The sequence below is a fragment of the Bradyrhizobium sp. DOA1 genome, from assembly GCF_001593325.1.
Lineage (GTDB): Bacteria > Pseudomonadota > Alphaproteobacteria > Rhizobiales > Xanthobacteraceae > Bradyrhizobium.
The window spans coordinates 2,451,926-2,464,272 of sequence record NZ_JXJM01000001.1 but is presented as its reverse complement, the minus strand read 5'-3'; the positions used below and the strand labels follow the sequence as shown (position 1 = coordinate 2,464,272).

General features: G+C 64.8%; 13 protein-coding genes and 1 tRNA gene. 5 read left to right on the top strand and 9 right to left on the bottom strand.

Features of this window, described 5'->3' with window-relative positions; all coding sequences use genetic code 11:
* Positions 1-205 precede the first annotated feature (205 nt).
* Positions 206-463 (top strand): hypothetical protein, encoded by a 258-nt coding sequence (locus tag SE91_RS11635; protein WP_008549026.1) that lies wholly within the window; start codon positions 206-208, stop codon positions 461-463.
* 30 nt (positions 464-493) lie between these two features.
* Here SE91_RS11635 and SE91_RS11630 read toward each other — a convergent pair whose 3' ends face one another.
* Entirely contained in the window at positions 494-955 is a 462-nt protein-coding gene (locus tag SE91_RS11630; RefSeq protein ID WP_008549027.1) for a host attachment protein, read from the bottom strand.
* Positions 956-1,253: 298 nt separating this feature from the next.
* On the opposite strand from SE91_RS11630, the gene SE91_RS11625 reads away from it, so the two are divergent.
* Both SE91_RS11625 and SE91_RS11620 read left to right on the top strand, forming a co-directional pair.
* The gene (locus SE91_RS11625; RefSeq protein WP_008549029.1) at positions 1,254-1,532 is read left to right on the top strand and encodes a hypothetical protein; all 279 of its coding nucleotides are present in this window, start codon (positions 1,254-1,256) and stop codon (positions 1,530-1,532) included.
* A gap of 443 nt (positions 1,533-1,975) precedes the next feature.
* On the top strand, positions 1,976-2,941 hold the full coding sequence (locus SE91_RS11620) for an AraC family transcriptional regulator (RefSeq protein WP_061847698.1): 966 nt from the start codon (positions 1,976-1,978) through the stop codon (positions 2,939-2,941).
* Between the two features lie 70 nt (positions 2,942-3,011).
* Here the strand turns inward: SE91_RS11620 and SE91_RS11615 are convergent.
* The 3 genes from SE91_RS11615 to SE91_RS11605 form a co-directional block, all read right to left on the bottom strand.
* Positions 3,012-3,088: transfer RNA gene (locus SE91_RS11615), tRNA-Arg, on the bottom strand.
* 151 nt (positions 3,089-3,239) lie between these two features.
* Positions 3,240-3,767, bottom strand: coding sequence for a hypothetical protein (locus SE91_RS11610; protein ID WP_061847697.1), 528 nt, complete (start codon positions 3,765-3,767; stop codon positions 3,240-3,242).
* Positions 3,768-3,927: 160 nt separating this feature from the next.
* Positions 3,928-4,497 carry a hypothetical protein gene (locus SE91_RS11605; protein WP_061847696.1) on the bottom strand — a complete coding sequence of 190 codons (570 nt, stop codon included), beginning with the start codon at positions 4,495-4,497 and terminating at the stop codon, positions 3,928-3,930.
* 175 nt (positions 4,498-4,672) lie between these two features.
* Between SE91_RS11605 and SE91_RS11600 the strand changes: the two genes are divergently transcribed.
* Together SE91_RS11600 and SE91_RS11595 are read left to right on the top strand one after the other, a co-directional pair.
* Positions 4,673-5,059 (top strand): VOC family protein, encoded by a 387-nt coding sequence (locus SE91_RS11600; protein ID WP_061847695.1) that lies wholly within the window; start codon positions 4,673-4,675, stop codon positions 5,057-5,059.
* A 253-nt stretch (positions 5,060-5,312) separates the two neighbouring features.
* The gene (locus tag SE91_RS11595; protein WP_008549063.1) at positions 5,313-5,663 is read left to right on the top strand and encodes a GrlR family regulatory protein; all 351 of its coding nucleotides are present in this window, start codon (positions 5,313-5,315) and stop codon (positions 5,661-5,663) included.
* Here SE91_RS11595 and SE91_RS11590 read toward each other — a convergent pair whose 3' ends face one another.
* The 5 genes from SE91_RS11590 to SE91_RS11570 form a co-directional block, all read right to left on the bottom strand.
* Positions 5,664-8,351: a PAS domain S-box protein gene (locus tag SE91_RS11590; RefSeq protein WP_061847694.1), complete on the bottom strand. Its 2,688-nt coding sequence runs from the start codon at positions 8,349-8,351 to the stop codon at positions 5,664-5,666.
* Between the two features lie 200 nt (positions 8,352-8,551).
* Positions 8,552-9,349, bottom strand: coding sequence for an NUDIX hydrolase (locus SE91_RS11585; RefSeq protein WP_061847693.1), 798 nt, complete (start codon positions 9,347-9,349; stop codon positions 8,552-8,554).
* A gap of 4 nt (positions 9,350-9,353) precedes the next feature.
* The gene (locus SE91_RS11580) at positions 9,354-10,307 is read right to left on the bottom strand and encodes a dihydrodipicolinate synthase family protein (protein ID WP_061847692.1); all 954 of its coding nucleotides are present in this window, start codon (positions 10,305-10,307) and stop codon (positions 9,354-9,356) included.
* A 105-nt stretch (positions 10,308-10,412) separates the two neighbouring features.
* Positions 10,413-11,291: an SDR family oxidoreductase gene (locus SE91_RS11575; protein ID WP_061847691.1), complete on the bottom strand. Its 879-nt coding sequence runs from the start codon at positions 11,289-11,291 to the stop codon at positions 10,413-10,415.
* A gap of 165 nt (positions 11,292-11,456) precedes the next feature.
* Positions 11,457-12,317, bottom strand: coding sequence for a MaoC family dehydratase (locus SE91_RS11570; RefSeq protein ID WP_061847690.1), 861 nt, complete (start codon positions 12,315-12,317; stop codon positions 11,457-11,459).
* Positions 12,318-12,347: the final 30 nt, after the last annotated feature.

The window sequence follows — 12,347 nt, the reverse complement described above, 5'->3', positions numbered from 1 at the left end:
TGTTTGGTCATACTTGTGTGGGGAATTCGTTAAGCATCCGGAAAAGGCCAAAAATGGGCAGGTTTCGACCGCATGCCCGGCAATTCTGTCACACCCACCCGGAAATCTGCGGGATCGGCCCTGATTTCGGGCCTTGTGACCGATGCCTGGCCGTCCGAAATTGCTATAATCGCTGACCTATTCGAGCGGGTTCCGGAGAATCGAGATGAGCAAGTTGACGCTTGTAGCCGCCGCTGCGGCCCTGACGGTTGCAATCCTGGCCCCGGGCCTTGCAGAGGCGCGTCACCGGTACCACCGCTCCTACGCCAACCCGCTGCCCTACCCGATCAGCTATCTGCACAATTACGGACCGGGCATCACCCCCGGCACTTTCGCCTATTACGACGGCCCGTCGACGAACCACTGTTACCGCAGTGCGGCCGCCTATATCGGCCAGGACCGCCGCCGGCACCCCTGCTACTGAGGTACCGCGCGTCCTTCCTCGCGGCCGCCCCTATTTCGCGGCGCCCGACAGCAGCAATTGCTTCTCGATCTCGTAGACCGGCAGCTTGACGAGGTCTTTGCCGACCTCGCCCTGAAGCGCCTTGCGCACGACGTCGGAATAGTCGGCGCGGATCATGCCGAGCGCGCGCGGTGACGCCACCATGGTCAGAGCCGAGGTCTCGCCGGCACTGACGGCGGCATCGAGCCGGCCGGCCAGGCTCCGCAGGAAGGCGCGCTCGGCTTCGTCATGCCAATCGGTCTGCTCGACCGAACTGCGCACCCCACCCGACGCCCCATGTAACCGGCCCGGCGCATCGCTGCCTTGCGCGCCGGTCGAGAGATTGGGCTGCTCGTGCACCTCCCTGGTGTGCAGGTTTGGAAACATCTCGTCGCCGAGGTTTTCCAGAATCAGCGCCTTGCGCCCGTCGCACACGACCAGCCAATCACCCTTTTCAATTCTCATCTTGTCCATTGCGCAGCTCCAAGCATCCTGTAAGCCTGCCCTTCGAATTGCTCGACCGGCTGGCCCGTGTGGCAAGAGTAGTGACAAAGCGACATCGACGAATTGCGCGGGATCAAGGATGCGGCGATGTCGTGCCGGCAGCAGCCGGCGCAAAGCGACGTTGGTCAGACGCGCGCCGCATCTCGTTAGAATCACGCCTGCAGCCGGGCTCGCTGAAGATTCGTTCATCAGCATTACATTTGGGCTCCGCCACAATTTAATCAGAACAACTTCGATATCCTGCGTTGCGTCAGCGGAGGAAGACATCATGAACCTTAGAATTGGCCTCGTCGCCGCATCCCTGTTCGGTGCCGTCGCGGCGTCGCCGGCGGCGTCCGCCATGCCCATCGCGCCAGCACCTGCGACACCGCAAGTCTCCGGCGTCGAGCAGGTCCGCATGGTCTGCAACGCCTGGGGACAGTGCTGGTGGCGCCCGAACTATTATGGGTACTACGGGCCGCGGCCATATTATGGCCCTCGGTATTATGGGCCGCCGCGCTATTACGGCCCGCGCTATTATGGCTATCACGGCTATCGCCGCTGGTGACGTCTGAAGGGGCCCTTGGGGCCCCTTCGCTTTGCGGGATCATGAATCGTGCGATTGCTGCCGGGGCCTCGAGCAATGCGAAAACTGATCTAGATCAAAGAGGAAGGCCGCCACTCCCGCCATTGTACGGAGATGGCGATTTCATCGTTTTCCGATGCCCTCGGACGGGCATGAACGTGCAAACGCATCTGGAGAAGGAGCGAACGCATGGGGCGCAGCTTTGCGCCCTTTGCCTGTCCTGCGTGCACGCGCCTGCATTTCATCGATCTCGCCTCCGGCCAACCGATGAGCCGCGAACGTTGACGGTGACACTGATCTACTGCGCCTCATGGCATGATGTCCGCAATACTACGGCACGAATTCCGATTTACTGAAGCATGATGTTTCGCCATTGATGGCGATATACGACGTTCATTTGATTGTTGCACAGCCGGCCAAACGCAATGTTGTTCGACGCCCTCGCCCCGTCCTCCGCGCTTCAACTGATCGGCTTTGCCGACGTGGACGCATTTCGGCCGATCGAGACGATGGAAGATGCGAGAAGCATTCCGCTCGACGTCGCGAATTTCGCGGCGTTGCGCGCCATCGTCTCCCTACCTGCATGCCGCATCGTCGTGATGAGGTCGTTCGCGCGCATCCTCGACGCGGCCTATCGGATGCCTGGCGGAATGGTGATCCTGCCGATGGCCGACGACCTTCGGGCCAATTTCAAGTGCGTCGATTTCGACGCCCGCTTCTTCGTTGCCCTCCGCGGCAACGACGAATGTCATTACGTCGAACCCCAGACCAATCATCACGCGATGATCATCCTCTCGCCCGCCCTGAGAGACCGGGGCTGGTTCGATCGTGGCGACGATTTGCGAGCCAGGGTCGCAAACCGGCCGGCCCTGCTTCACGCGCGTCGATTGCTGCTCGACATCCTGCGGACCGCATCGGCGCAGCCGCTCCTGTTCGAGACCACCGAGGTGGCCGCCCATCTCCAGGAAGGTCTACTGCTCGCGCTCGATGATTTGTTTCGGATCGATCCCCGGCCGGACCGGAGCACCTCCGTCCGAGGCGAGCGGTCGATCAAACTCATTCAACGGATCGACGATTACGTCGCAGCCCATCCGACCGCTCCGATCTACACGGCCGATCTCGCCAGCGAGTTTGGCGTCTCGATCCGCACGCTCGGCGGTGCCGTGAGCAAGGTGCGCGGCATGAGCCTGCACCAGTACATCCGCCTCAAGAGGCTGTGGGCGACCCGCGCCCGCCTGCTCAAGGGCGGCGGCGCCACCGTTGCCACATGCGCCCGCGCCCAGGGCTTCCATCATCTCGGTGAGTTCGCCGCTGCCTACCGCGCGACCTTCCAGGAGAGCCCCTCGGAGACGCTGGCCCGCGGCCGGCAGATCCGCCTGCCGACGAGCTGACCGCTCACGCCCCCACAGCGAGGACCGCATCAGCTCCGACACGGAACAAATATCGAACATTCGCAAAGTCTGGCGCGCTCGGAAGGATTCGAACCTCCGACCCTCGGAATCGAAATCCGATGCTCTATCCAGCTGAGCTACGAGCGCCCTGACCCCGGCATTGGGCCACAACCGAGACGCACCGGACAGTTGCTGGCAAGCCAGCACTCTGCGTGGCGTTCGGATGGGTTCGAATTAGCAGAGAGGCCGACCAATAAAAAGCCCTCCCCGCCGCGTTTCGAAGCGGGCGTAGCCGTTCTTACCAGGTGTTGCCGAAGAAGCCGAACTGCGGGCGCTGCGCCATCATCATCGGCCGGTCCTGCTGCTGCGGTACCGAATGCGCCCTGGCGACCCTGCGCTTCGGCGGCTGTGCCTGCGGCGCCAGAGCAGGCTGGGCCTGCGCTTGAAGCTGCGGCTTGGCGTCCACCACCTTCTTTGCCGCGGCGGTATCGGCCTTCGGAGCCGGCGTGAACTGGGCGAACGTCTCGCGCACCCGCGCCTTGGCGGACATGTCGGCGAGTGCTGCCGACGCGTTATCCGCCGCCGGCGGCTGAGGCGCCGCCACAGAAGCAGTCTTCACTGCGGGCGCGGCAATCGTCGGCTGGCTGGTGTCGAGCACCACGCGCTCAGGCAAATGGCGATCGGACCTGATCCGGATCAGCGGCTGGTCGTTGGTGGCGGTCGCAACGGCTTGCGCCACGGGTGCCGTTGGCAGCATGAAATCCGCCGCGAACAACAGTGCGAGCAAAGCTCCACCGACGAAGATGAAATACCGAAAGATAGGCATTGGCCGCGCTCCGCCCCCCGCATCCCCGCGTGGGCCTTTCGCCTTAACAGGCGATACTCTAGTTGGTTCCTGGCCCAGCCATTCGGTTCAAATGGCAACGCCAAGTTTTTGCGCCAAGACTGGAGACGGTAACTTTTCCGCTACCGGAGGATGCGGAGTTTCATGCGCGGCGTGCCGCAACCAGCGAACACTTGGCTTGGTCGGCATTCACGTTGACGAAACCGATGGGGATTTGCGCATAGGTCTTGCGGCTCTTCATGCTGACGGAATCCGCCAGCACACGGCTTCGATCGGTGAGATGGCTGCCGTCGCGCCGCGTAAACGCGCAGACGATCTCGACGTCCTTTACGGCATAGTCATTGTCGTTTCGCAGGGTGAACGTCACCAGCGCCTTCGAGCCGAGGCCGCCGCGACGCCAGGTCTGCGATGAAATCCTGAGGCGGCCGAGCTCGGCCATTGCAGGCGTTTGAGCCTCGGACGCCTGCGAGACCGCTGCTGTCGGAGCGTCCGAGGGCACCGTCTCGACGGCTGCCAGCTTCTTCTCCGGCTCGGCACTATTGCCCTTGGAGAGCGGCAACAGCATCCAGATGCCACAACCGACAATGATCGCCGCCAGCAACCAGAGCAGGCCCCGACCAAAGGACACGCTCGCAATCGTCACGGTCCGCGCCAGCCGCTCGCCGCTCCCGGCGAAACGTCCCAACCCGATCCGGCCAAGCCTCGCGTTCATGGTTTCATCACCGACGGCGGCCGGAACACGTCCGGACTTAGGCCACCGTTTACCTTAATCCCAATCTCGACCTAAGGTTCCCGCGCAGTTGCGAATCGGCAGGGGCTGTGGCGATGACCGGGCGGGATCGTTAACATCCGCCGCAACATCGAAGATCGCGTTGGGAGAGAATGAAATGCCAATCGTCGTCACTTGGGATCACGTCCATCTGCGCAGCCCGGATCCGGAGGCCACGGCGGCCTGGCTGCGGGACATCCTCGGTGGCGAGATCGTGCATGCGCCCGGACGGATCGACGTGAACCTTGGCGGCGCCAAGATCTTCATCGCGCCGCTCGAGGGCGACAGCGCCGTCAGCCCACCGCCTCCGCATCCGCATCAGGGCCTCGACCATTTCGGGCTGACGGTGAAGGACATCGACGCCGTCGCCGCCGAGATCAAGGCCAAGGGCGTCACCTTCACGCGCGAGCCGACCACGATCAGGCCGGGCGTGCGCATCTGCTTCATCCGCGGCCCCGAAGGCATCTCGATCGAGCTGCTCGAGCGCGACAAAAAATATACCTAAGCGGCGCGAGCGGCACCAGGGATCGGCTCTCCGGACGCGCCGTCCGGAGTGTGGCGCGCGCCGGCTCCGGTCACTACCTCGGATCTCGGCTCATGGTGAGGCCGTCATATCCGCGTCATAGACAACCGGGGACGATTACGGTCCGCAGGACTTCCGTCCCGCCAAACTGCCGCGTTGCGCCAGCGGACGCGCTTTGGCATAAAAGCAAGATCGGTTACGCCCTTGGGCGATGGCGGCCGGCCTGTGGGACGTTATGAAAAACGGGCTCTATTCAATTCACGTGAGCCTGCTCGATGGGCGAGTCGGCAAAGGCAGCGGCGTGATCCTGTTCCGCGACGGCAAAATCCTTGGCGGCGATGCCTACCTCTATTACACCGGCAGCTACAAGGTGAAGGACAACAGCTTCAAGGGTGAAGTGCTGGTGCAGCGCCACACCTCGCCGCGGGGCAACGACAATCCGCTGTTCGGTGGCCCCGCCCCGGTTGGCATCGGCGTCAGTGGCACCTTCACGGACACGCGCGGGGAGATGACCGGCACGGCGCTGGTCGGCAAGGCCAGCCAGATCTTCGGCGCGACGCTGCGCAAGCTCGCCGACGTCGACTAACTATTCCGCCGCCTGTTCGAGCGGCGCCACGCGCGGCAGGATCATCTGGATGCGTGTGCCGCCCCCCGGCTCGGAATCGAGATCGAGCCGGCCGCCGAGCCGGTTGGTGACGATGCTGTAGACGATGTGCAGGCCGAGGCCGGTGCCGCCCTGGTCGCGCCTCGTCGTGAAGAATGGATCGAAGGCGCGGCGCCGGACGTCGAGCGACATGCCGCAGCCATTGTCGGAAAAGATGATCTCGACATTGTCCTTGCCGGACTCGCGCACCTGGATGTCGATGGTCCCCGGCCGGCCATCCGGAAAGGCGTGCGCCACCGAATTGAGAAACAGATTGGTCAGCACCTGACCATACGGGCCGGGATAGCTGTTCATGGTCAGATCCGGCTGGCACTCGACGTTGAGCGTCAGATTGTGCTTGCGCAACCCCGGCCGCAGACTCATCACCACCTGCTCGGTGAGGTCGCCGAGGTCGAAGCTGCGCTGGTCCGAATAGTTGCGGTCGGCCGCAACCTGCTTGAACGACTGGATCAGCTCGGCGGCCCGATTGAGATTGGAGACGAGCTGCGAGGAGGCATCCCGGCTGGTGTTGAGGAATTCGTTCAGGGTGGAGCGACGCAGCTCGCCGCGCTCGACTTCGGCCGAGAACATCGCGGTCTTGCGCTCCAGCGCGGAGGCGACGGTGAGGCTGATGCCGACGGGATTGTTGACCTCGTGCGCGACGCCGGCGACCAGGCGTCCGAGCGCGGCGAGCTTCTCCGCCTCGATCAGCGAGGCCTGGGTCTCGCGCAGATTGCGCAGCGCGGTCTCGGCGGATTCCTTGGCCTTGCGCATCTCCTGCTCGCCGCGCTTGCGCTCGCCGATGTCGAGCGCCACCGTGACGATCCGCTCGATCTCGCCTTCGGCGTCGAGCAGCGGCAGCTTGTTGACCAGCCATTGCCGCATGTTGCCAGAGGCGTCCTTATACTCCTCCTCGTAGAAACCCAGACCCTTTCGAAGCTTGAGCACCCGCTTGTCGCTCTCGTCGGACTTGGCGGCGCCGTAGCGCGACATCAGATCGGCCGTGGTGCGGCCGAGCGCGTCGCCGGGCTCGATGCCGAAGATGCCGGCCATATAGCGGTTCATCAGGACGTAGCGCAGATCGCGGTCCTTGACGTTGATCACCGCGGGCACGGTGTCGATGACCTGCTGGAGCAGGCGCCGGCCTTCGGCGATGGCGTCTTCCGCCCGCTTCTGGTCGGTGATGTCGCGTAGCGTGCCCTCGTAGCGGACGATGTTGCCCTCCTCGTCCCGCACGCCGGTGGCGCTGTCGGAGAGCCACAGGATGTTGCCGCTGCGCTGGCGCACCTGATACTCGAACTCGCGCACCATGCCGTCGCGCGCCATTAGCCGCTGATATTCGGTGCGCGCCTCGGGATGGACGTAGATCGTATGAGCGATGTCGTTGATGCTGTCGATGAGGTGCTGCGGGCTGTCATAGCCCATCATCCGCGCCAGCGCCGGATTGGCGTTGAGGAGGTCGCCGGCCGGCGTCGTCACGTAGATGCCGTCGACCGATCCCTCGAACAGTTTCCGGTAGCTCTCTTCGGCGAGGCGCTGCTCGGTGAGCGCCCGCACCGCCGCCTCGCGCGCCGTGTCGGCCTCCTCGAGCGCGCGGCGGAACACTTCGGCCGCCCGGGCGATGTCGCCGATCTCGTTGCCGAGGTCGGCGGACGGGATCGACGCGTCCTTCTGGCCGGCGGCCAGCGCGCGAATGGAGCGTGCGATCTGGGCGAGCGGACGAACCGTCCTGCGCACCACGAACAGTGCCGCGCCGATGCCGATCAGCACGCCGACCGTGCCGAGCACGATGCTCTGCCACCGTGCCTCGGTCAGCGTGCGGGCGAAATCGCGCGACAGCACGTGACCGCGGCGCGAGCTGACCTCGCGCAGCAATTCGGTGACACGGCCGATCAGCCGGCCCTCGGTGCCCAGCACCTCGCGGTCGATGTCGGCGATCTGCCGCTCGCGAACGGCGACCGCCATGATGGCCTCGGCATAATCGTTGACGTCCGCCCTGAGCTTGCCATCGGCGATGTCCATCGCACGCAATCCCTCCGCCGCCTGTTCGGCCGCGGACGGGTTGCGCGCGAGCAGACCGAGCGCGATTCGGCTCTGCGCCTCGGACAGGCGGGAAGCCAGCTCGCGGTCCGCCGTGCCGGCGACGGCCGCGTCGAACCGCTCCCGCAGCGGCGGCAGGCCGGCGAGCAGCTGGGCGCGGCGATCGATCAGGGTCGATATCCGCTCCAAGCCGGTGCGATAGGTCGAAAGCCGCTCGGTGACCCCGTCGAGCATGTCCTGCTGCTCAGGCGCGAGCTCGATGCGGGTTTTCTTGAGGATGTCGCTCAGCGTGGAGGCCGCCTCCCCGACCTGCTGGAACTGGATGCCGGCGCCGGGATCGGTGACGAAGTCGCGCGCGGCAAGGCGCAGCTCGTTCATGCGGCGGTCGATGTCTTCGGCGAGATCGCCGACGCTCTGGAGCCGCTGCAGCTCGGCGAAGGTGGTGTCGATATGGCGGATCGCGATCACGCTCGCAGTCGAGGTGACGATGATCACCGCCAGCACGAGCAGGAAGCTGCCGAAGGTGAGCTGGCCGATGGAGAGCGAGAAAGTTCGCTTTTTCTCAGGGGTCGGCGTCGATTCGGCGGACATTGGTGTTTTGGGGGACCGGGCTAGAGGAGGCCCAATATACGACGTATTGCACCCCCGGGGGAACATGCGTCGGACCGCCCAACATCGTTAATTGTCGGTGGGCCGCCGCCATCCGGTTGTCCACCCGATGCATCCGCCCATTCGATGGGCGGAAACCAGTGCATCGCCGGCCGCCATACTTCGTCACATAGCGAAGTATCCTAGCCGAGCGCCCCGACCTCGAACACTTCGCCGTCATAGCCGGCCTCGCGGGGAATGCGGAGCTGGCGGCCGGTTTCGGTCTTGGTCATCACCGGCATCACCGTGATGATCGACATCCCGCGGGCATGGTCGAGCGCCGCACTGACGCTCTCCTGCTTGGCGAGCCGGATCAGGTTGCGTGTGGTCGGGAACGGCAGCTTGAAACGGCCACTTTCGCCGCCTTCCACCGCCTCGCGCGGCGAGACCCAGATCGAATCCGTGGACTCGCGGCCGTCATGGGCGCCGAGCTGATCGGGCGGCGCGGCGGCGAGGAAGAACCAGGTGTCGAAGCGCTTCGGCATGCCCTCCGGCGTGATCCAGTGCGCGTAAGGCACGAGCGTGTCTAGCGCGAGCTGGAGGCCATTGTCGTCGAGAATCTTCAGGAAGCTGATCTTGTGCTCGTTGAGGGCGACGCGGTGCGCGTCCGCGATCTCCCCGGCGCGGTTGGCGTCGACCGGCAGGCCCGTCCCCTTCGAACGCGCCAGCAGGATGCCGCTCTCTTCGAAAGTCTCGCGGATCGCGGCGATCCGGAAGCCGCGGTCCGCCTCGCTCAAGCCCTCGCCGCCCGAATAGAGATCGGAGCGGGCGACGATCTCCTTGTCGCCGGCATCGACACTGCCGCCGGGAAACACCAGCGCGCCCGAGTTGAACTCGATCTGATGATGGCGAACCATCATGAAGACCTCGATTTCGGCCTGTGCGCCGTCACGGAGCAGGAGAATCGTCGAGGCCGGGCGTGATGCTGATGTCTCGGTCATTAGATTATCCTGCGGCGCTGGATTGCGGGCCGAGATTGGCGCGCTTGTCGAAACGGGCGACGCGCGAGAGGAGATAATCGACCTCGGCCTTTGCCGCCGCGGTCATCGTCGCACCGGGCTTGCGCTGGGCGCTGGAGGCGATGATGCCGCGCTTCTGCAGCACGTATTTGCGCACGGTCAGGCCGACGCCGGGCTGTTGCTCGTAGCGGATCAGCGGCAGATGCGCGTCGAAAATGTCATGCGCGGCGTCGCGCTTGCCGGCCTTGGAGAGGTTCACGACGTCGATCAGAAGCTCCGGGAAGGCATAGCCCGTCATGGCACCGTCGGCGCCGCGCTCCATCTCGAAATCCAGGAACGTGCCGCCATTGCCGCACAGGATCGAGAGCGGACGGAGCGAGCCGTCCTTCTGGAAGCCGCGCAGCGTCGAGATCTTTTCCAGACCCGGCCAATCCTCGTGCTTGAGCATCACACAGTTCGGATTGTCCATGACGATCTTGCGGATCACGGCGGGAGTGAAGATCACCGACAAGGTCAGTGGATAGTCCTGCAGCACCCAGGGCACATCTGGTCCGATCGCCTCGGCTGCCTGCTTGAAATAGCCGACGATCTGATCGTCGGTGCGAAGTGACGGCGGCGGCGCGATCATCACGCCGGCGGCGCCTGCGTCCATCGAGGCCCTGGCCAGCGAGCGCATCGTGGCAAAGCCCGGCGCGGAGACGCCGACGATCACCTGCATCTTCTTGGCGCGCTTGACGTAGCGCACCGCCACCTGCTCGGCCTCGGCGGCATCGAGCTTCGGCGCCTCGCCGAGGATGCCCAGCACCGTAACACCGTCGCAGCCGACCTCCTCGTAGAAATCGGTCAGGCGGTCGATCGAGCGCTCGTCGATCCGGCCATCGTCGTGGAACGGCGTCGGCGCGATTGCGAAGGTGCCCTTGGCGTCGGCGGTGAGTTTCATAAGTCCCTTATCCCTTTGTTCGTCATTCCGGGGCGGCTCGCAGAGCCGAACCCGGAATCTCGAGGTTCCGGGATCACGCTTCACGTGCCCCAGAACGACAGTGAATCAAAACCGCCGCGCCCCCATCTTGATCTGCTCCTCGGAGAAGAAGATCTCCTTGGCGTGATCGACGATGTCCTGGGCGTTCCAGCCCGAATGCGGCGGTTTCCAGCCTTCCATCTCCATCATCCGCATCTCGCGCACGCCGCGGGGCCCGGACACGCCCAGCACCTTGCCGGTCTGGTCGCCCGACAAATCGCTGACCATGTATAGCACGGCCGGCGCGATGCCGTCCGGCCCCAGCGCCGCCCCCGGGTTCTCCTTATAGCGGGGCAGGTCTGCGGTCATGCGGGTCAGGGCGCCTGGCGCCAGCGTCCATATCCGGATGTTGTACTTGCGGCCCTCGATCGCCAGCACGTTGGACAGGCCCCAGATGCCGCCCTTGGCCGCGCCGTAATTGGTCTGGCCGAAATTGCCGATCAGCCCCGACGTCGAGGAGGTGTTGACGATGACGCCGCCGCCGTTTTCCCGCATCCAGCGAAACACCGGCAGGGTGCAACAAAAGGTGCCTTTCAGGTGCACCTTGATGACCTTGTCCCAGTCGGCCTCGGAGGCTTTTGCGAAGGTCTGGTCGCGGAGAATGCCGGCATTGTTCACGAGGATGTCGGCGCGGCCGAAGTGCTTGATGGCGTCGTCGAACACCGACTGGCCGCCTTCCATGGTGGAGATGTCCGCGCCATTGGCGACCGCCTTGCCGCCCTCCGCCGTGATCGCGTCCACGACCTGCTGCGCCATGGACTTGTCGGCGCCGGAGCCGTCGCGCGGACCGCCGAGGTCGTTGACGACGACGGAGGCTCCTTCCCGCGCAAACAGCTTTGCGTAGGCTTCACCGAGCCCCCCGCCCGCGCCGGTGATCAGCGCGACCTTGCCGTCGAGTAGTCCCATGGTGGCGTCTCCCTGCTTGTTTTTGTTCTCTCGTGTCCCGGACGCGATGCAGCGTGAAACGCTGCGTCGCAGAGCCGGGACCCAGCTCTGGTCGGGCACTCTGGGCCCCGGCTCTGCAGCGCATCGCTGAAGGAGCGCTGCGCTGCGTCCGGGGCACGAGAGCAGCTAACCCAACACCGTCTTGCCGTTCTTGATCACGGTGACGCCGCGCGATTTCACCTTGGCCTCGAACGAGATCACGTTGCCGTCCTTCCACAGGTCCATGGTCACGGTCTCGCCGGGATAGACCGGTGACGAGAACCTTGCGACGTGCTGGCGGAAGGCGGAGGCGTCGTAGTCGGCATAGGTCTGGAGCACGCCGCGGCAGGTGATGCCGTAGGTGCACATGCCGTGCAGGATCGGGCGCGGGAAGCCGGCCTTCTTGGCGAACTCGGGATCGGAGTGTAGCGGATTGCGGTCGCCGCAGAGGCGATAAACCAGCGCCTGGTCGGGGCGCGTCGTGATGTCGATGGTCTTGTCGGGCGCGCGCGAGGGGATCTTGTGCGGGTCGGGCTGCGTCAGGTTCGGTCCGCCGAAGCCGCCGTCGCCTCGGGCAAAGCGCGAGGCGACCAGCGTTGCCAGCTTCTCGCCCTTCTCGTTCTTCAGCACGGTCTGGTGAACGATGACGGCGCCCTTGTCCTTGCCCTTGTCGTAGACCTCGAGCACGGAGGAGTCGGCCGTGATGTGCGCGGCCACCGGCAACGGCTGGTGGAACGTGATGTCGCGCTCGCCGTCGACCACCATGACGCGGTTGAGGTTCATCTCGCCCGGACCCGAGCCCCAGGCGGCGACGGACGCGAAGGTCGGCACCACCTTGAGCGGGCGCGGCGTGAACGTGCCCTCGTTGACAAAGGCGAGCTCGTTCTCGTCCATGGGATCGGCGCCGAGGCCGATGCCATAGGCGTAGAGCATCACCTCGCGGTCGGTGTAGGCATATTTCTGGCCGATGTTCTTCAGGCCTTTGAGCTCTTCGTATCTGGCGGACATTTCTGGTTTCCTCTCCGGGATTCTTTCGCG